The organism is Celeribacter sp. SCSIO 80788 (genome assembly GCF_051054295.1).
GTDB lineage: Bacteria > Pseudomonadota > Alphaproteobacteria > Rhodobacterales > Rhodobacteraceae > Celeribacter.
On the sequence record NZ_CP150482.1, the window covers coordinates 191,276 to 208,036 of the forward strand.

Below are 16,761 nucleotides of genomic sequence, written 5' to 3' on the forward strand. Positions count from 1 at the left end.
CCATATCGGCGCGTTTCGTACCATTCACGTTCTTAACAAATGGTTAAGCCTCTCCCCCCTGCCGGAGACGCGTCACACGCGGGTCCATCACCTTGCGCCACAAGGGCGGGATCAGCGCCAGCGTCGCCATAGCCGGAAGCGAGCGCGGCAGTTGCGGCATCTCCTCGGTCAGCTCAAGCGCCGGATAGGGCTTCATCGGGTGCGCATGGTGATCGGAATGGCGCGGGGCGTTCAGCATCAGAAGCGAGGTGAACCATTGCGGGCTGTTCCAGCTGTGAGCATCGCCGACCGGCTCATATTTCCCCTCCGAAATCTCGCGCCGACGGAGGCCATAATGCTGGACGTAATCCGACAGCATGAGCTGGGCGGAGGCATAGCCCGCGAGCAGCATGTATTTGAAAACGCCGGTCATTCCGCCGATGACAAAGGCCAGACCCAGACAGACGAGCGCCCCCCCGACATAGAGCGCATAGGGGTGCAGATCGCTCGATCCTCCCCGCGCGCGCATCGCGTTTTCCTCACGCAGACCGGCCCTGAAAGATCCGATCCAGGCGCGCGGCAGAAAGCGGTAATAGCTCATGCCCAGAGGCGCGGAATTGGGGTCCTCGGGCGAGGCGGCATAGCGATGATGGACCCGCACATGGGCGGTGGCGTGATGGCCGAACAGGAGCGTGATATAGACCCATGTGCCAAGGCGGCGCAGCGTCCTGTCGGAGCGATGGATCATTTCATGGGCATTGGAATTCGACACCTGTCCGAAGAACAAGCCCATGCCGAAAAAGACGAAGAGCCTTTCCCAAAATGCGAATTGCCCGTTCGACAAGGCCCAGACCGCCAGCGGCAATAGCGCGAAATGCGACAGGGCCAGAACGGTCGAGAGCGCATTGGCATCGGGGAACTCCGCCTCTGGATTGTCCGGTTCCGTGGCCAGCGCGACGAGTTGATCCATCGAATAGGCGAGCGCCGTCATGTAGAGAAACCCGGCGACGGCCCAAAGCCCGCCGAACAGCGCGCCAAGCGCCAGAAGGGCCACGGGGGCAAGCGTTGTGACGGCAAAAAAACGAACGATATGCGTGGTTTTCTGCATTCTGGCGGCTCCTGTCGAGTTAAGGTGACTATAGAGCGGGGATTTTTGCGCTGCAAAAGCGAAAACCGCTGAAGGGAGGGTTCGATGGAGATGTGGCTTTGGGGTGTCGCGGCGATTGGGGCTGTCGCGTACCTTCCGCTGACGGCGCAACCGCCCGCGCTTTGGCGCAGCGGGATCAAGACCGTGCCGGTGGCCCTGCTTGCGGTGGTCGCAGGGCTGTCGCATGCGCCCCTGTTGCTGATTGCGGGGCTGGCGCTCTCGGCCTTTGGCGATTGGGCGCTGTCGCGGCCCGGTGAGCGGGCGTTTCTCATGGGGTTGATCGGCTTCGCGTTTGGACATCTTTGTTATCTCTGGCTTTTTTCCGGTCGGGTGGAGCATCTCGGGCTCTGGACCGTGCTACCCTTTGCCGTGCTGGCGCTGTCGACGGAGTTTTGGCTTGTGCCTTTCACCGGCGCACTCAAAGGGCCCGTGCGGATATACGTGTTGCTGATCTGCGCCATGGCAGTGGCGGCGGTGAACCTGCCGGTTCCATTGCGCTTCGCCAGTCTCGGCGCGGTGGCTTTCGTGATGTCCGACCTGATCCTTGCGATTCAGATGTTTCGGCTTGGCACAGCGGGGCGGCTGAGCAGGTGGGCCGGATATGGGCTTTGGCTGCTGTATGTTGCAGCACAGGCGCTGATCCTTGGCGCCTTTGTCCTGTGAGCGTGCGCTGGGGGCTTTCTTCTTGGGCTGAGACTGATTAAGTGACGACAGGAACGGAGGCCCTATGTCGCTATTTTCGAAACTCAAATCCCGTCTGATGAAATCTTCGTCGAAGATCGACGAGGGGCTGGAAGCCATTGTCGAGGATGGCGGCGAGGAAAGCGGTGTCGAGGAGGCTTTTGTCGACACTGCGGTTGAAGTTGCAGTTGAGACGCCAGAGCCGGACCCCACGCCAATCCCTGAGCCGGAACCGGAGATCGTCCCGGAGCCTGTTCCTGATATTGAGCCAGAGGTCGTTCCTGAGATCACGCCCTCGCCGCTCCCGGAAGAGGTGCCCTCGGATGTGCCGCAGGAGCTGCCGGTTGCGCCAGAGCCCGATCACGCGCCTGCGCCCATCGAAATGCCGGTTGAAACTCCGGTGGAAACTCCGGTCGAGATGCCGCAGGACATCCCTGTTGAGAATGTGATCGAAGCGTCGGCAGAGGCGGTGAAACCCGGCTTTCTGGGCCGTCTTCTGGGCCGCAAGGAACAAAAGACCGTCACGCGCCGGGTGCTCGATGACGACATGCTGGAGCAACTCGAAGAGCTGTTGATCACCGCCGATATGGGGGTCGAGACCTCCATGCGCGTGACCGCCGCCATGGCCGAAGGGCGCTATGGCAAAAAGCTCTCGGTCGAGGAAATCAAACGGTTGATGGCGCGCGAAGTGGCGCGGATCATGGAACCTGTGGCGAAACCCATGCCGCTCTATCAGAAAACGCCGCAGGTGGTGCTGGTCGTGGGCGTCAATGGTTCAGGTAAGACCACCACCATCGGCAAGCTCGCCTCACAGTTCAAAGCGGCGGGCAAATCCGTGGTGATCGCAGCGGGGGATACCTTCCGGGCTGCCGCTGTCGAGCAATTGCAGGTCTGGGGTGAGCGCGCCGGTGTGCCGGTATTGACCGCGCCCGAAGGGTCCGATCCGGCGAGCCTTGCCTTCGATGCGATGACCAAAGCGCAGGAAAGTGGGGCGGACCTGTTGATGATCGACACGGCGGGACGGTTGCAGAACCGGCAGGATCTTATGGAGGAATTGGCCAAGATCGTTCGCGTGATCCGCAAGAAAGACGAAACCGCGCCGCACAACACTCTGCTTGTGCTCGACGCCACAACAGGGCAGAACGCGCTTTCGCAGGTCGAGACCTTCCAGAAGCTCGCGGATGTTTCCGGCCTTGTGATGACGAAACTCGACGGGACCGCGCGCGGTGGCGTTCTGGTGAGCCTTGCCGATAAATTCGGCCTGCCGATCCATGCGATCGGGGTGGGCGAACAGATCGACGATCTTGCGCCTTTCGATCCCGAGGAATTTGCCGCGGCCCTGATGGGTCTGGAGGTTTGATGCTCGAAATTCTGCACGCAATCGGCCCGAACAGCTGGGTGTCGGGCGGCGATCCTGTGGCCCGTCGCGAGGCCATGCAGGAGTTGTTCTTCGATTATCCGGTCTGCCCGGAGGAAACCGACGAGGACTGGCCCGAGGATCGCGAGCTTTATTCCGAGATGGTCGTGGTCGATGGGGCGCGTCTGGTCGGAACGGCGATGCTGGTTGTCGATCCGGAGCGCGAAGATCGCCCGGCGCGGATTTGGGGCATGGGCGTTTTGCCGGAATATCGCACCGATTTCGTGGTGCGCACGCTCGAAGAGGCGCTGATCAACGCGGGTTATCTCGATCCGGCCTATGCGTTTATCGAGGCCACGGATGGCATGCTTGTGCCCAACCCCTATTCCGATATGCCGGGGCTGATGCGCGGCGACGGCCCGCGCGCCGCCTGAATTTCGGGCAGCCCGAGCGGGGGGCCCGCGCCGGGCGGGGCGATCCGTTGCCAAAGCGGGCTGAGAGGTTAAGCTCCGGGGAAACATCTCAGGGAGTCGTTCATGAAAATCCTTTCCGCTTTGACGCTTGCCGCTGTCTCATTCACCGCACCTCTGACCACCGCTTTTGCCGCCGACCTGCCCGATCTGGGCGGGCGCGAGATCGTCGTGGTCACGGAAAACGCCTATCCGCCGCTGCAATTTATGGATGGCTCGGGCGCGGCTGTGGGCTGGGAATACGATGCGATGGCGGAAATTGCCAAGCGGCTGAACGCCACTCTGGACTATGAAAACATCTCCTGGGACGCGATGATCCCGGCGGTGTCCGAAGGTCAGTACGACATGGGCATGACCGGTATCACCATCCGCGAAGATCGCGCCGAAATGGTGGATTTCTCAGATGCTTACATGCGTTCCGAAATGGTCATGCTGGTGCGGGGCGACGAAACTCGGTTCTCCGATGCCGCCTCTTTTGCCGCCGCTCCGGACCTGTTGTTTGCCGCCCAGCCCGGCACCACGCCGTTTTACGTCGGCGTTTACGATGTGCTCGACGGCGACGAGGCGAACCCGCGCGTGAAGCTGTTCGAGACCTTCGGCGCCTGTGTGCAGGCGCTGCGTGCGGGCGATGTCGATCTGGTGCTGACCGATGGCACGGCGGGCAACGGCTATGTCGCGGCCTCGGACGGGGCGCTCAAGATCGTTGGCGAGAAGCTAGGCACCGAGGATTTCGGCTTTATCTTCCCGAAAGGCTCCGATCTGGTCGCCCCGATCAACGCCGCGATTGCGGCGATGAAGGACGACGGCACGATCGACGCGCTCAACACCAAATGGTTCCTCGATTACAAGATGGGCGAATAAGGCTTGCGACCTGCGAAGACCCGAATGCGCAAACCGGCGGACGGGTCGAAAGACTTTCCCTATTGGCTTGTGGCGCTGATCCTCTTGGGCGGTTACCTGTTGTATCGGGTGATCGCCGACGATCTCTACGCCAAGGTGCTGACAACATTGTCGAAAGGCATCTGGGTGACGGTCTTCGTTACGCTTGTGGCCTTTGCCCTGGCCACCGTTTTGGGGTTGTTGCTGGCCACCGCCTCGCTGTCGCGTTTTATCGTTTTGCGCCAGATCGCGCGGTTTTACACCGAGGTGGTGCGCGGTGTGCCGATCCTTGTGCTTCTGCTCTACGTGGCCTTTGTGATTGCGCCGATGGTGGTGACGCTGATCAATTCCGTGACCGTGCCGTTGGGCTTCGATCCGCTCCGCACGCGGGATTTTTCCCTGATGTGGCGGGCGATCATTGCGCTGACCATCGGCTATTCCGCCTTCATCGCCGAGGTGTTTCGCGCCGGGCTTTTGTCCGTCGACAAGGGCCAGATCGAGGCCGCCGAGGCGCTCGGTCTCAACGGCTGGCTCAGGTTTCGCCTGATCGTCTTCCCGCAGGCGCTGCGCACGGTGCTGCCGCCATTGGGCAATGATTTCATCGCCATGATCAAGGACAGCTCACTCGTGTCCGTTCTGGGCGTCACCGACATCACGCAACTGGGCAAGGTGACCTCTGCAGGCAATTTTCGCTATTTCGAAACCTATAATGTGGTCGCGCTTCTCTATCTGATGATGACCATCTCGCTGTCTTTGGCGCTCCGGCGACTGGAGCGACATCTGCGCGACCGGTCCTCCTGAGCGTTTTCCCAAGTGATGCGCAGGTTGCTGTGCAGTTTCACGCTCTGGACTTGTCACGGGACGGGGGATAGCAGGGGGACATGAGCGATTTCATCCTGTCCCTTGAAGGCACCGAAACGGGCCACCATGCGGCGCTGATTCTGGCGCTGATGGCGGCGTTCCTGCATGCGCTGTTTGGTGCGTTGCAAAAGGGCAAGCATGACCCGTGGTTGTCGCGCGGTGCGATGGATTTCTTCTATTGCATCATGGCGGCGCCCTTCGCGCTGTTTGTCGTGCCATGGCCCGAGCCGCATATGTGGATCATCTTCGCGGGCATGTTCCTGATCCATATGGGCTACAAGATCGCGCAGGGCTACACCTACACCAAGGGGGCCTATACGGTCGTTTACCCGGTGGTGCGGGGCTCCGGGCCGCTCTTTGCGGTGATCGGTGCAGGGTTTGTGTTCGGTGAACATTTTACGCTGATCCAATGGCTCGGCGTTCTGGTGCTGCTCTCCGGGATTTTCGGGCTGGCGCTCTACAACCTGCGCACCATCACGGTCGGTCGCGAAACCATGGTGCCCGCCCTGATGCTCGCCGTGCTGACCGGCGCGTTCGTCGCGCTTTACACCACCTATGACGCCTATGGCATCCGCGCCACCGCCGATCCGTTCACCTTCCTCGCGTGGTTCTTCTTCCTCGACGGTCTTGTGATGCCGGTCGTGGCGTTTCTGCGCTACAAGAATATGGAATACAAACCCGACCTTGCCCCCTTGGCGATCAAGGGCTTTTTCGGCGGCATCGTGGCCTATTTCTCCTTCGGCTGTATCATGCTCGCCACCCGGCTCGACAACGTCGGCGAGGCCGCCGTGCTGCGGGAAACCTCGACCGTCTTTGCCGCCCTGATCGGCTGGATCGTGCTGGGCGAAAAGGTGGGGCCGAGAAGATTGTCCCTCATGGCCTTGATTGCGCTCGGCGCGGTCATAGTTGAGATGGGTGGCTAAGGGGAAACGCATGTCCGAGCATTCTGAAAAACAGATGAAACCCTGGATCAAACCGGCGCTGGAAATGGGGCCGATTCTTGCGTTTTTCGCGGGCTATATCGCGCTCAGGGATCATACGTTTATGATCGGGGGCGCAGAGTATTCCGGGTTTATCGTCATGACGGCGGTGTTCATCCCGCTTCTGGCGCTCTCGACGCTGGCGCTATGGAAGCTCACCGGCAAGCTGTCGGCGATGCAGGTCATGACGCTGGTGCTGGTCGTGGTGTTCGGCGGGCTGACCATCTGGCTCAATGACGAGCGCTTCTTTAAGATGAAGCCGACGATGATCTACATCATGTTCGGTGCCATTTTGGGCGTGGGGCTTTTGCGTTCGAAAAGCTATCTCTCGCTGGTTCTGGGCGAGGTCATGCCCTTGGACGCTGCGGGCTGGCGCAAGCTCGAATTCCGCATGATGCTGTTCTTCTTTGGGCTGGCCGTCGCGAACGAGGCGATCTGGCGCACGATGACCACGGACAGCTGGGTCAAGTTCAAGACCTTCGGCCTGCCCATCGCCATGCTTGCGTTTTTCATGAGCCAGTCAGGGCTTATGGCACGGCATTCGACCGAAGAGAAAGCCGCCGACAAGGATGCGGCGGAATAGGTCTCAGCTTCCGGTCAGCGTATAGGGCAGGTAAGCCACCGCCAGCGCCGCCTTGCCGGTGAGGCTCAGCCCGTCGATCAGAATATCCTGTCCGGGCGCACCGGACACGATGCGTTCGACCAGTTCTCCCGAAGAAATCATCGCCAGAAGCGCAGGCGAGCGCATCAGGGCCATATGGCCAAGCGGATCGCCCATCGGGGCATGGGAGGTGTCGATCACCAGCACGCCAAGGCTGCGCAGCTCTTCGATGTTCTCGGCCTCACCGACCCGTGGATGTCCTCCGGTCAGCACGGCGGAAATCTTGAGCGCCCGGTCCCGGCGCGAGGCGAAGACCACAAGATCGACATCATAGGGGCGCAGGTCCTGCATTTGACGGCGGAACAGATCGACGTCGATGTCGGGCTGCACCAGCGCCACGCCGATCAGGCGGGACAATGTCCTGCGGTCGCCTTGCAGGGCCAGCCGTTTGAGCGCCTCCATCGCCAGTAGCCCGCCCATGGAATGCGCGAGCAGCATGACATTCTCGGCGCGACTGCGGCTCAGCAGGCGCAGGGTTTCGGCCAGTGCGGTGCGGGCGTAGAGCACGGAATCGCGGTCGTAGGCATAGCGCGACAGTCGCCCGGCGGAGGGCCATGAGAACAACACCATGGGCTGGTCGAGCGCGAAATCTGTGGCGATCTGTGCCGCGCGGAACACCGCGCCGGGATAGGAGACGTTGTAGCCATGTACGAAGAGCACGACATTGCGCTCGCCTCGGGGCAGGGCGTCGAGCCGGGTATTGAGGCGGTCTAGAAACGCGCGCTCCGCATCGAAATGCGTGCTTTCGGTGACGAAGAACTCGCGCTTGGGATCGAGCCGGGTTTTCGGGAAGGAAAACTCACCCGGTTTACGCTCCTCCGGGACGGAAATCCCATAGTCGCAATAGAACATCTTGTCAGATCGCAGACTGTCGAACTCGAGGCCTTGCGTGGCGGAGAACTGTCGGTTGGTCACCACCAAAAGCTCCCGCTTCCGGGCAACGGGGATTTCGGCAAGATCCGGCGGGATGGTCATTTTCGGGACGGAACACCCGCTCAAAGCGAGCGCGCTCATGCCCAGAACCATCTCCCGCCGGGTTAAAATCACTTTTGGGTCCCTTGGCCAAACAGCACCTTCTGCGCCTCTTTGTCATGCGCCGTCTCTGTGCGTTTCTCCGCAGCCAGAGCCCGTCCGCGCTGCACCGCAGGGCGCGAGGCGATGCGGGCGATCCAGCGTTTCAGATGCGGCTTGTCCTCAAGCGTCTGTTCCTGTTTTTCCCACAAAGAGGCCCAGGGCCAGATCGCCATATCGGCAATGGAATAGAAATCGCCCGCCACGAATTCCTCCTCCGCCAGCCGCCGGTCGAGCACGCCGTAGAGCCGGGCAACCTCGCTGCGATAGCGGGTCTTGGCATAGGGCAGGTCGTTCGGTGGCTCCATATTGGGCGCGTAGCTCAGGAAGTGATGCGCCTGACCGGCCATCGGGCCAAGTCCGCCCATCTGCCACATCAGCCATTGATCGACCACGGTGCGGTCACGTTCGCCGCCGCCATAGAACTTGTCATGCTTGCGCGCGAGATACTGGAGAATCGCCCCGCTTTCGAAAATCGAGATCGGTCGCCCGCCGGGACCTTCCGGGTCGACAATCGCAGGCATGCGGTTGTTCGGCGCAATTTTGAGGAATTCTGGGTCGAATTGCTCACCTTTGCCGATATTCACGAGTTTCACCTCATAGGGCAGGTCCATCTCTTCGAGCGCGATAGAGATTTTCCAGCCGTTCGGCGTCGGCCAGTAGTAAAGCGTGATGGGGGTTTCGATCATCTGTCTGGGGCCCGTGCAGTCATCCGGATATTGGATGCGCGTCAGGATGACGCTTTGCGCGAAAAGGACAAGGGCGAAGCGACAGATTCTTGCGCACGCCATCGTGATCGGGGCGGGGCCAAAGAGGGGGCCGGCTGCAATCCGTCCTGCAAAAGGGCCAGTGGCAGGCGTTCGGGCGCGCGCAGGGCGACGCGGTAGAGATCGAACAGCCCCTCGCGCAGATAGGGCGACCAATGGCACACGCGACGGTCGGGGGCGGGAACCGCATAGCCCAGCCGGGCGAGCGTCGCCCGTGCCTGCGCCTTGTCGATCGCCAGATCGCACCAATTACGGCGCAGCTCGCCAAGCCCGGCGCCGAGCGTACGCGACGCCCCGTGATCGGGACGAAGGGCCATCTCGACCATCAGGTCGTAGATCCGGTTCTCCCGTGAGGTGACGTTGAGAATCTCCACGGTGCGCCCGGCCTCGCTCTCAAGAGCATGAAGTGCTGCGGATCGGAACTCCGCCCCGGCTAGGAGGATCGCGCGCTGCACCGTGTCCGCAGGCAGGCGGGGCAGGGCGGAGAGGATCACCCGCGCGCCGAGCGAATGGCCGATGAGCTGCACGGGGCGGTCCATTTTCCAGATCAGCCGGGCCAAGGCCTCCCCTGTCTGCCGTGCCATGTCGTAAGCCTGCCAGATCGTGCCGCGCGCCTCCCATCCGAGCGCGATGCAGAGGCCCTCCTGCGCCGTCCCGGTGCCAAAGCCAAGCGCGCGCGGCCAGCTCAGCACCTTGCGCGAGTTGAGGCCGGGATCGAGAGCGAGGATATGATCGTGCGGGTCATGCGCCGCGATCTGTGGCGAGAACTTGTAGCCATGGATACAGATCACCACCGGCGCGCCTTTAGGTGTGGCGTCGAGCGCTTGGCGAAGCCGCACACGGGTCTCGGGCGGCAAAAAGGGACCTTCGGCGTTGATCTTCAAAAGGGGCATGGGACCCGCCTCTGATGGCTTTGCTCGCGCGCGAAGATGCGCGGGGAGTGTCACGATGCTGCGACAGGGCGGTGAATCTTTATTAACGGGGGCGGGCGCTGTTGACAGAATGTCGCAGGGTTTGTACCCCACGCCCCATGTGGCGATTTGTTCTCCGGATTGCGGGCCACGTTAAAAACACCGCTAAAGAGGTCAGGACGAGACACCGGGTTGGTCAGAACCCGCCGTGCCCCAGCCCTTGATCGAATGGGGATTAGGAATGGCGAAAGGGATCACAATGACCCAAAAAAACTGGAAAACCCGTACCAAACTTATTCACGATGGCATCCGCCGCTCACATTATGGCGAGGTTTCCGAGGCGCTGTTTCTGACGCAGGGCTTTGTCTACGAGACCGCCGAAGAGGCGGAAGCACGTTTTGTCTCTCCCGGCGACGACGAATTTATCTACGCCCGTTATGGCAATCCGACGACCCGGATGTTCGAGGACCGGATGGCCTCGATCGAGGGCTGCGAGGACGCGTTTGCGACCGCCTCCGGCATGGCCGCCGTCGCGGGCGCTTTGATGTCGATCCTCAAGGCGGGCGATCATTTGGTGTCCTCGAAGGCGCTGTTTGGCTCTTGCCTCTATATCGTCACCGAAGTGCTGCCGAAATTCGGCGTCGAGACCACGCTGGTCGATGGCAAGAACCTCGACGAATGGAAGGCGGCGATCCGGCCCGACACCAAAGCGGTGTTCTGCGAGAGCATTTCGAACCCGACGCTTGAGGTGATCGATCTCAAGGCCGTGTCCGAACTGGCTCATGCCGTCGGTGCGCTGGTGGTGGTGGACAACGCCATGTGCACGCCGATTTTTTCCTATGCCAAGGAAGCGGGCGCGGATCTGATCATCTATTCGACCACGAAACATGTGGACGGGCAGGGGCGGTGTCTGGGCGGCATCATTGCGGGCGACAAGGAGCTGATCCGTGGCCCGGTCGAGATGTATATCAAGCATACCGGCGGGGCGATTTCGCCCTTCAATGCCTGGATTCAGCTCAAATCCCTCGACACGCTCGATCTGCGTGTGCGGCAACAGGCGGCGACGGCGATGAAGCTTTGCGAGGCGCTTGACGGGCATCCTGCCTTGGCCTCCGTCCGCTACCCGTCCTACAAATCGCATCCGCAATACGAGCTGGCAAAATCGCAATCCGAAGCGGCTGGGACCGTGATCACCGTCGATCTCAAGGGCGGCAAGGAGGCGGCGTTCAAATTCCTCAACGCTTTGGAAGTCTTCACGCTTTCGAACAACTTTGCCGATGCGAAATCCATCGCGACCCACCCCTGCACCACCACGCATAAAAACGTGCCGGTGGAGAAACGTCCGGAGCTTGGGCTGACCGACGGGCTTGTGCGGCTGTCGATGGGGCTTGAGGACACGGACGACATCGTTGCGGACATCCTGAACGCGCTCGAGGCGGTTTAACCCAGAGGCAAATCTCCTTCGTATTGGTAAATCTCTGAGAACCTCCTATATGAGGGCCAACGGAAGGGGTTTGCGCATGAACATACAGACGAGCGATCTCGACAAGAACGACAGGGCCGCCGCTGAGGCGGCTTTGGCGACATTGCGTGACTGGGCGGTCAAGGCGACGCCGACCGAGGTGGCGGAGCTTGATCCGGCCATTGCGCGACTTTTGCCCGAAGCCGATGATTTTGCAAATTATCCAGCGTTGCGGCGGGCTTACCCGGAAGATTTCGAGGTGTCCGAGGCCTATAAAGAAGGCCTTCCGGACCTGCAAAACGGTCCGGAAAGTCTGATCAAAGGTGCAAAACGGCAAATCCAGCATGTCGGTATCTCGAATTTTCGCCTGCCGATCCGCTTCAAAACCCGCGACAGTTTGAACGGTGGGGGCGATCTGACGCTTGAAACCTCCGTCACCGGCACCGTGAGCCTTGAGGCGGAGAAGAAGGGCATCAACATGTCCCGGATCATGCGCTCGTTTTACAAACACGCGGAGCGGAGCTTTTCCTTCGATGTGATCGAAGCGGCGCTCAGGGATTACCAAAGCGATCTCGACAGTTTCGATGCCCGCATTCAGATGCGGTTTTCCTTTCCGGTGAAACGGCAATCCCTGCGCTCCGGTCTTGCGGGCTATCAGTATTACGACATCGCGCTGGAGCTGGTGGAGCAGGGCGGAAAAATGACAGAAATCATGCATCTGGACTATGTTTATAGCTCCACTTGCCCCTGTTCTCTTGAACTTTCCGAACATGCCCGCCGTACGCGGCATCAGCTTGCAACCCCGCATTCGCAGCGCTCCGTGGCGCGGATTTCGGTCGAGGTGAAGAACCAGCCGGACACGCTCTGGTTCGAGGATTTGATCGACCTGTGCCGCAAAGCGATCCCGACGGAGACGCAGGTGATGGTGAAGCGCGAGGACGAACAGGCCTTTGCCGAACTGAACGCCGCCAACCCGATTTTCGTCGAGGATGCGGCGCGGCTGTTCTCTGAAGCGCTGGAGAACGACCGGCGGATCGGGGACTTTCGGATCGTCGCGAGCCATCAGGAAAGCCTGCACTCTCACGATGCGGTGTCGGTGCTGACGGAGGGCGAGACCTTTGCCGCCCAAAGCCTCGATCCGAAGCTGTTTTCGACGCTGTTCCACGTCGGTTAAAACTGACGGATAAAGCTGTCGGATAAGCGTCGGACTTTTGTCGGACTTCCGTCGGGCAGGATCTGACCGCTGGACGTGGCGCTTGACCTTGGGGTAAGTGGGGGCATGGTTTTCGCACTGCTGCGTCCTCTCCTGCTTCTCGCGCTGTTGCTCGGGATCGTGGGGCCGAGATCTTCGGCCCTGCTGGCGGAGCTTGGCCTCATTCGCACACAGGTCATCGTGATCTGTACCGGCGACGGGCTTCAGACCATTACGCTCGATGCGGATGGCAATCCGATCGAGCATAAAGATGCCAAGTCACAGCCCTGTCCGCTGGCCAATATGGCGCCGGTGGTGACGGGGATGGAACTGGCCGATCCCTATCTTGCGGCGCACGATCTGGCGGATTACCCGAAGCCCGACGAGGTGCCGGGCCGTGCTGCGCCCTATGTCCAGCGGTTTCCGCGCGCGCCGCCGGTCTCGATGATCCTTTCCTGACCTCTACCAGAGACATCATCAAAACAATTCCGACCTGAGCCGGGCCGCACCATGCTGTGCTGCGCGCCCGTCAGGCCATGAAAGGACGTGAGACCATGGTCGCACTCGATCAATCACCTGCGCCGCAAGAGACGCAGGACACGGCAGGCAATGCCGCCAAATTCTATCGCGCCGCGTGGCGCTGGCATTTCTATGCCGGGCTTTATGTCATCCCGTTTCTCATCATGCTGGCCCTCACCGGGCTTGGCATCATGTGGAGTTCCGTCATCGAGGGGCGCGACGGGGAATATATCTATATCACCCCCGCAGAAGGCAGCGCAGAGATAACCGCGCCAGAGAGCACTGCGCCAAAGATTACTGTGCCGGTGTCGATGCAGGCCGAGGCGGCGTTGGCGGCTGTGCCGGGGGGGAACCTTCTCGAATATATCGCGCCGGTGAAGAGTGACACGGTGGCGCTGTTCCGCATCGACACCGATCACGGTCAGATCATGGCGGCGGTGAACCCGTTCACGGCGGAGGTGGTCGAGACCTTCCCGCGCCGCGAAGGGTGGTATCAGTTTTTCGAAAATATCCATGGCGAGCTGATGATCGGCACGCTGGGCGACCGGCTGATCGAGATCGCGGCCTCTTTGGGGATCATTCTCATCGTCACCGGGGTTTATCTCTGGTGGCCGCGGGGCGGTGGGCTCCGCACCGCTCTGATCCCGAATCTGAAGGCCCGTGGTCGGGCGCTTTGGAAAACGCTGCATGCCACTGTCGGGATCTGGATGTCGGTGTTTCTGACCTTTTTCCTGCTCTCCGGTCTGGCCTGGTCCGGTATCTGGGGGGACCGTCTGACGCAGGCGTGGTCCACGTTCCCGGCGGAGAAATGGGGCGCGCCGCTGTCCGACAAGACCCATGGCGATCTGAACCCCGGTTACAAGTTGATGCCATGGGCCTTGGAGCAGACGCCGCTTCCGGCGTCGGGGTCCTTGGCGGGGGCTGACGGGATCACCGAAGGTCTTCCGGTGACGTTTGACACGGTGGACGCCTATGCGCGGGCGCTGGGGTTCGATCATCGCTATCGCTTGGCTTTCCCGCAGTCGGATACGGGCGTTTGGACGATGACGCGCGACTCGATGAGCCTTGATAGCACCGACCCGTTGTCGGATCGGACGCTGCATCTCGACCAATACAGCGGCAAGATTCTCGCCGATGTGCAGTTCGCGGAGTATTCCGTGCCGGGCAAGGCGATGGCCGTGGGCATGGCGCTTCACATGGGGACCGCTGGCTGGTGGTCGATTGTGTTCAACACGGTTTACTGCCTGTTGGTTGTCTTTCTCTGTGTCTCGGGGGCGGTGATGTGGTGGAAACGCCGTCCCGCGGGCAGCCTGCGCATCGCGCCGCCGCCAATGCCCCAAAACATGCCGCTCTGGAAGGGGGCTGTGGCGCTTGGGTTGCTGCTGTGTTTTGCCTTTCCGATGGCGGGGCTGACGCTTTTGGCGGTGTTGTTGCTCGATTGGCTGGTGGTCAGCCGGGTGCCGGTTTTGAAACGAGCGCTTTTGTAAGGCGATCTTGCGCATGGCCGGTGTGGGATGCCCCGGCCATGCGCGGCTTTTCTGCGCTTGACTTGCCCGTCGTGCGCGGCCAAGCCTTGGCCCCATGACGGATTTGAGGCCAGTCGGATATGTGATCGGAACGCTCGTCGGCCTCCTCGGGCTGACGATGGCGATTCCCATGGCGGTGGACCTTTTGACGGGGTCGGGCGAATGGGACGTGTTCTTTAAATCCGGGGTGATCACTTTCGTGGTCGGCGCGGCTTTGGCGCTTGCCACCCAGAACGGTCAGCAACAGGGCCTGTCGATCCGGCAGATGTTTCTTTTGACCACGCTGATCTGGCTGATCCTGCCGCTGTTCGGGGGGCTTCCCTTCATTCTGGGCGCGACCGAGGCCAATCTGACCGATGCGTTTTTCGAGGCGATGTCGGGGGTGACCACCACCGGAGCCACGGTGTTCACGGGGCTCGACGATCTGCCCGCGGGCATTCTTTTGTGGCGTTCGATGCTGCAATGGTTCGGCGGTGTCGGGATCATCGTCGTGGCCATGGTGTTTCTGCCGGAACTCAAGGTGGGCGGCATGCAGGTGTTTCGCACCGAGGCCTTTGACACGGATGGCAAGGTTCTGCCGCGCGCGGGTGAGATCGCGGCGCGTATCTCGGTGATCTATATTGCCCTGACGGTGGCCTGTTTCCTTGCCTATCTCCTTGTGGGCATGAACATTTTCGATGCGTTGAACCATGCGCTCACGACCTTGTCCACGGGCGGGTTTTCGACACGGGACGCGTCTTTCGGGGCGTTCCAAGGCCCTGCGGAATATGTCTCTTCCGTCTTCATGATCCTCGCCTCACTGCCCTTTGTGCGCTATGTGCAGCTTCTGGCCGGGACCGCGCGACCGATGTGGCGGGACACGCAGATCCATGCCTATCTGATCATCATTTTCGGGCTGGCGATTGTCTTTTCCATCTATCGGCTGATCGTGAATCAGGATCATTTCGAACATTCCTTTCGCGAAGGCCTGTTCAATGTCACCTCGATCATTTCGGGCACGGGGTTTGCCTCGACGGATTATCAGCTCTGGGGGGCGTTTCCGGCGGTGGCGTTTTTCTTCATCGGTCTGATCGGCGGCTGCGCGGGGTCGACCGCCTGTTCGGTCAAGATTTTTCGCTATCAGCTTTTGTGGGCCTCGATGCGGGCGCAAATCCGCAAGATCCACAGCCCCAACGGTGTCTTTACGCCCCGCTACCAAGGGCATCCGGTGACCGAAGACGTGCTGTCCTCTGTCATGGCGTTCTTTTCGTTTTTCATCGTGACGCTGGGTGTGACTTCGGTGCTTCTGGCGGCGACCGGGCTCGATTTCATCACCGCGATCTCGGGGGCTGCGACGGCCTTGGCCTGTGTCGGGCCGGGGTTGGGGGACATCATCGGCCCGGCGGGCAATTTCGCGACGCTCAACGATCCGGCGAAATGGATTTTGGCCATCGCCATGCTGATCGGGCGGCTCGAGGTCATGTCGGTTTTCGCCCTTTTCACGATCCGGTTCTGGCGGGCATAATCCGTTCAACCGCGCGTTGAAAGGGATGGCCATGGGGGACGACAGTGATCCGCATGTGATGAGCTTCTACCGGGTGCGGCAGGCGCTGGGCGTGATCGCCTTGTTTCTGCCGGTCGTGCTGATCGTCGGAGGCATGGGGCTCGAACATGCTTTGCGCGACAGCGTGTCGAATTTCTTCTTTTCGCCTCTGCGCGAGGTGTTCACCGGATCGCTCGCCGCCATTGGCGTGTTCCTGATCACCTACAAGGGCTATCCGCGCCGCTCGGACGAGACCTTCTCCGATCAGGTGCTGGCCTCGGTTGCGGGGATTTCCGCATTGCTCGTGGCCTTCTTCCCATCGCTGGCCGATTGCATCCCGCCGGAGGGCATGGCGCAATGTACGCCGCCGGAGGAAACGGTGACACAAAAGCTGATCGGCGTCGGCGGGTCCTCCTGGGTGCATAACATCGCGGCGCTGGTGTTTTTCCTCTGCCTCGTCGTGTTTTGCCTCGTGCAATTCCCCAAGACCGAAAGCCGTGTGCGTCCCTATATCTACAAGGCCTGCGGCTATGGCATTCTCGTGGCTCTGGCGGGGATCGCCGGGGCTTTTGCCATGGCGCGCTGGGGCGGGGCGGAGGCGTTTGTCGCGGCACACAATCTGGTGTTCTGGGGCGAGGCCGTGGGGATCTGGATCTTTGCGCTCGCATGGCTGACCAAGGGCAAGGCGGATCAGGCGGCGCTTGCGATGCTTCGGCGCGCGATCGCCCAGGAAAAATAAAGCCCCGCGGAACGGGGCTTTATCAGGATTGTTTGAA

17 protein-coding genes and 1 riboswitch are annotated in these 16,761 nt (G+C 61.1%); of the genes, 13 read left to right on the plus strand and 4 right to left on the minus strand.

Features of this window, described 5'->3' with window-relative positions:
• Positions 1 to 43 precede the first annotated feature (43 nt).
• A complete protein-coding gene (locus tag V1471_RS01115; protein WP_434286418.1) occupies positions 44 to 1,087 on the minus strand; it encodes an alkane 1-monooxygenase in 1,044 nt (347 codons plus the stop codon).
• 84 nt (positions 1,088 to 1,171) lie between these two features.
• Here V1471_RS01115 and V1471_RS01120 point away from each other — a divergent pair, with 84 nt between their 5' ends.
• From V1471_RS01120 to V1471_RS01150, 7 genes are all read left to right on the plus strand, one after another.
• Positions 1,172 to 1,789 carry a lysoplasmalogenase family protein gene (locus tag V1471_RS01120; RefSeq protein WP_434286419.1) on the plus strand — a complete coding sequence of 206 codons (618 nt, stop codon included), beginning with the start codon at positions 1,172 to 1,174 and terminating at the stop codon, positions 1,787 to 1,789.
• Positions 1,790 to 1,853: 64 nt separating this feature from the next.
• Positions 1,854 to 3,167: a signal recognition particle-docking protein FtsY gene (gene ftsY / locus V1471_RS01125; protein WP_434286421.1), complete on the plus strand. Its 1,314-nt coding sequence runs from the start codon at positions 1,854 to 1,856 to the stop codon at positions 3,165 to 3,167.
• Positions 3,167 to 3,598 carry a GNAT family N-acetyltransferase gene (locus tag V1471_RS01130; protein ID WP_434286422.1) on the plus strand — a complete coding sequence of 144 codons (432 nt, stop codon included), beginning with the start codon at positions 3,167 to 3,169 and terminating at the stop codon, positions 3,596 to 3,598. Before ftsY ends, V1471_RS01130 begins: the two co-directional genes overlap by 1 nt.
• Positions 3,599 to 3,700: 102 nt before the next feature.
• The gene (locus V1471_RS01135) at positions 3,701 to 4,495 is read left to right on the plus strand and encodes a transporter substrate-binding domain-containing protein (RefSeq protein ID WP_434286423.1); all 795 of its coding nucleotides are present in this window, start codon (positions 3,701 to 3,703) and stop codon (positions 4,493 to 4,495) included.
• A gap of 24 nt (positions 4,496 to 4,519) precedes the next feature.
• Positions 4,520 to 5,314 carry an amino acid ABC transporter permease gene (locus tag V1471_RS01140; RefSeq protein ID WP_434286424.1) on the plus strand — a complete coding sequence of 265 codons (795 nt, stop codon included), beginning with the start codon at positions 4,520 to 4,522 and terminating at the stop codon, positions 5,312 to 5,314.
• Positions 5,315 to 5,394: 80 nt separating this feature from the next.
• Positions 5,395 to 6,297 carry a DMT family transporter gene (locus tag V1471_RS01145; protein ID WP_434286425.1) on the plus strand — a complete coding sequence of 301 codons (903 nt, stop codon included), beginning with the start codon at positions 5,395 to 5,397 and terminating at the stop codon, positions 6,295 to 6,297.
• Between the two features lie 10 nt (positions 6,298 to 6,307).
• Positions 6,308 to 6,937, plus strand: a complete 630-nt coding sequence (locus V1471_RS01150) for an inner membrane-spanning protein YciB (protein WP_434286426.1) — start codon at positions 6,308 to 6,310, stop codon at positions 6,935 to 6,937.
• Positions 6,938 to 6,940: 3 nt separating this feature from the next.
• Here V1471_RS01150 and V1471_RS01155 read toward each other — a convergent pair whose 3' ends face one another.
• The 3 genes from V1471_RS01155 to V1471_RS01165 are packed head-to-tail and all read right to left on the minus strand — an operon-like array spanning position 6,941 to position 9,746.
• A complete protein-coding gene (locus V1471_RS01155; RefSeq protein WP_434286427.1) occupies positions 6,941 to 8,029 on the minus strand; it encodes an alpha/beta hydrolase in 1,089 nt (362 codons plus the stop codon).
• Between the two features lie 29 nt (positions 8,030 to 8,058).
• Positions 8,059 to 8,775: a glutathione S-transferase family protein gene (locus V1471_RS01160; RefSeq protein ID WP_434286428.1), complete on the minus strand. Its 717-nt coding sequence runs from the start codon at positions 8,773 to 8,775 to the stop codon at positions 8,059 to 8,061.
• Positions 8,776 to 8,816: 41 nt separating this feature from the next.
• Positions 8,817 to 9,746, minus strand: coding sequence for a DUF726 domain-containing protein (locus tag V1471_RS01165; RefSeq protein WP_434286429.1), 930 nt, complete (start codon positions 9,744 to 9,746; stop codon positions 8,817 to 8,819).
• A gap of 129 nt (positions 9,747 to 9,875) precedes the next feature.
• Positions 9,876 to 9,954, plus strand: a riboswitch (SAM riboswitch).
• 69 nt (positions 9,955 to 10,023) lie between these two features.
• Here V1471_RS01165 and metZ point away from each other — a divergent pair.
• From metZ to V1471_RS01195, 6 genes are all read left to right on the plus strand, one after another.
• The gene (metZ, locus tag V1471_RS01170; RefSeq protein WP_434286430.1) at positions 10,024 to 11,208 is read left to right on the plus strand and encodes an O-succinylhomoserine sulfhydrylase; all 1,185 of its coding nucleotides are present in this window, start codon (positions 10,024 to 10,026) and stop codon (positions 11,206 to 11,208) included.
• A gap of 76 nt (positions 11,209 to 11,284) precedes the next feature.
• On the plus strand, positions 11,285 to 12,400 hold the full coding sequence (folE2, locus tag V1471_RS01175; protein WP_434286431.1) for a GTP cyclohydrolase FolE2: 1,116 nt from the start codon (positions 11,285 to 11,287) through the stop codon (positions 12,398 to 12,400).
• A gap of 105 nt (positions 12,401 to 12,505) precedes the next feature.
• A complete protein-coding gene (locus V1471_RS01180; RefSeq protein WP_434286432.1) occupies positions 12,506 to 12,877 on the plus strand; it encodes a hypothetical protein in 372 nt (123 codons plus the stop codon).
• Positions 12,878 to 12,972: 95 nt separating this feature from the next.
• Entirely contained in the window at positions 12,973 to 14,424 is a 1,452-nt protein-coding gene (locus V1471_RS01185) for a PepSY-associated TM helix domain-containing protein (RefSeq protein ID WP_434286433.1), read from the plus strand.
• Between the two features lie 94 nt (positions 14,425 to 14,518).
• Positions 14,519 to 15,967: a TrkH family potassium uptake protein gene (locus tag V1471_RS01190; protein ID WP_434286434.1), complete on the plus strand. Its 1,449-nt coding sequence runs from the start codon at positions 14,519 to 14,521 to the stop codon at positions 15,965 to 15,967.
• A 31-nt stretch (positions 15,968 to 15,998) separates the two neighbouring features.
• Positions 15,999 to 16,724, plus strand: a complete 726-nt coding sequence (locus V1471_RS01195; protein ID WP_434286435.1) for a DUF998 domain-containing protein — start codon at positions 15,999 to 16,001, stop codon at positions 16,722 to 16,724.
• Positions 16,725 to 16,761 lie beyond the last annotated feature (37 nt).

Excerpts from the sequence above, each read along its gene's own strand:
- V1471_RS01115 (WP_434286418.1), bottom strand. The coding sequence starts at position 1,087 with ATGCAGAAAACCACGCATATCGTTCGTTTTTTTGCCGTCACAACGCTT.
- V1471_RS01120 (WP_434286419.1), top strand. The coding sequence starts at position 1,172 with ATGGAGATGTGGCTTTGGGGTGTCGCGGCGATTGGGGCTGTCGCGTAC.
- ftsY (WP_434286421.1), top strand. The coding sequence starts at position 1,854 with ATGTCGCTATTTTCGAAACTCAAATCCCGTCTGATGAAATCTTCGTCG.
- V1471_RS01130 (WP_434286422.1), top strand. The coding sequence starts at position 3,167 with ATGCTCGAAATTCTGCACGCAATCGGCCCGAACAGCTGGGTGTCGGGC.
- V1471_RS01135 (WP_434286423.1), top strand. The coding sequence starts at position 3,701 with ATGAAAATCCTTTCCGCTTTGACGCTTGCCGCTGTCTCATTCACCGCA.
- V1471_RS01140 (WP_434286424.1), top strand. The coding sequence starts at position 4,520 with ATGCGCAAACCGGCGGACGGGTCGAAAGACTTTCCCTATTGGCTTGTG.
- V1471_RS01145 (WP_434286425.1), top strand. The coding sequence starts at position 5,395 with ATGAGCGATTTCATCCTGTCCCTTGAAGGCACCGAAACGGGCCACCAT.
- V1471_RS01150 (WP_434286426.1), top strand. The coding sequence starts at position 6,308 with ATGTCCGAGCATTCTGAAAAACAGATGAAACCCTGGATCAAACCGGCG.
- V1471_RS01155 (WP_434286427.1), bottom strand. The coding sequence starts at position 8,029 with ATGAGCGCGCTCGCTTTGAGCGGGTGTTCCGTCCCGAAAATGACCATC.
- V1471_RS01160 (WP_434286428.1), bottom strand. The coding sequence starts at position 8,775 with ATGATCGAAACCCCCATCACGCTTTACTACTGGCCGACGCCGAACGGC.
- V1471_RS01165 (WP_434286429.1), bottom strand. The coding sequence starts at position 9,746 with ATGCCCCTTTTGAAGATCAACGCCGAAGGTCCCTTTTTGCCGCCCGAG.
- metZ (WP_434286430.1), top strand. The coding sequence starts at position 10,024 with ATGACCCAAAAAAACTGGAAAACCCGTACCAAACTTATTCACGATGGC.
- folE2 (WP_434286431.1), top strand. The coding sequence starts at position 11,285 with ATGAACATACAGACGAGCGATCTCGACAAGAACGACAGGGCCGCCGCT.
- V1471_RS01180 (WP_434286432.1), top strand. The coding sequence starts at position 12,506 with ATGGTTTTCGCACTGCTGCGTCCTCTCCTGCTTCTCGCGCTGTTGCTC.
- V1471_RS01185 (WP_434286433.1), top strand. The coding sequence starts at position 12,973 with ATGGTCGCACTCGATCAATCACCTGCGCCGCAAGAGACGCAGGACACG.
- V1471_RS01190 (WP_434286434.1), top strand. The coding sequence starts at position 14,519 with ATGACGGATTTGAGGCCAGTCGGATATGTGATCGGAACGCTCGTCGGC.
- V1471_RS01195 (WP_434286435.1), top strand. The coding sequence starts at position 15,999 with ATGGGGGACGACAGTGATCCGCATGTGATGAGCTTCTACCGGGTGCGG.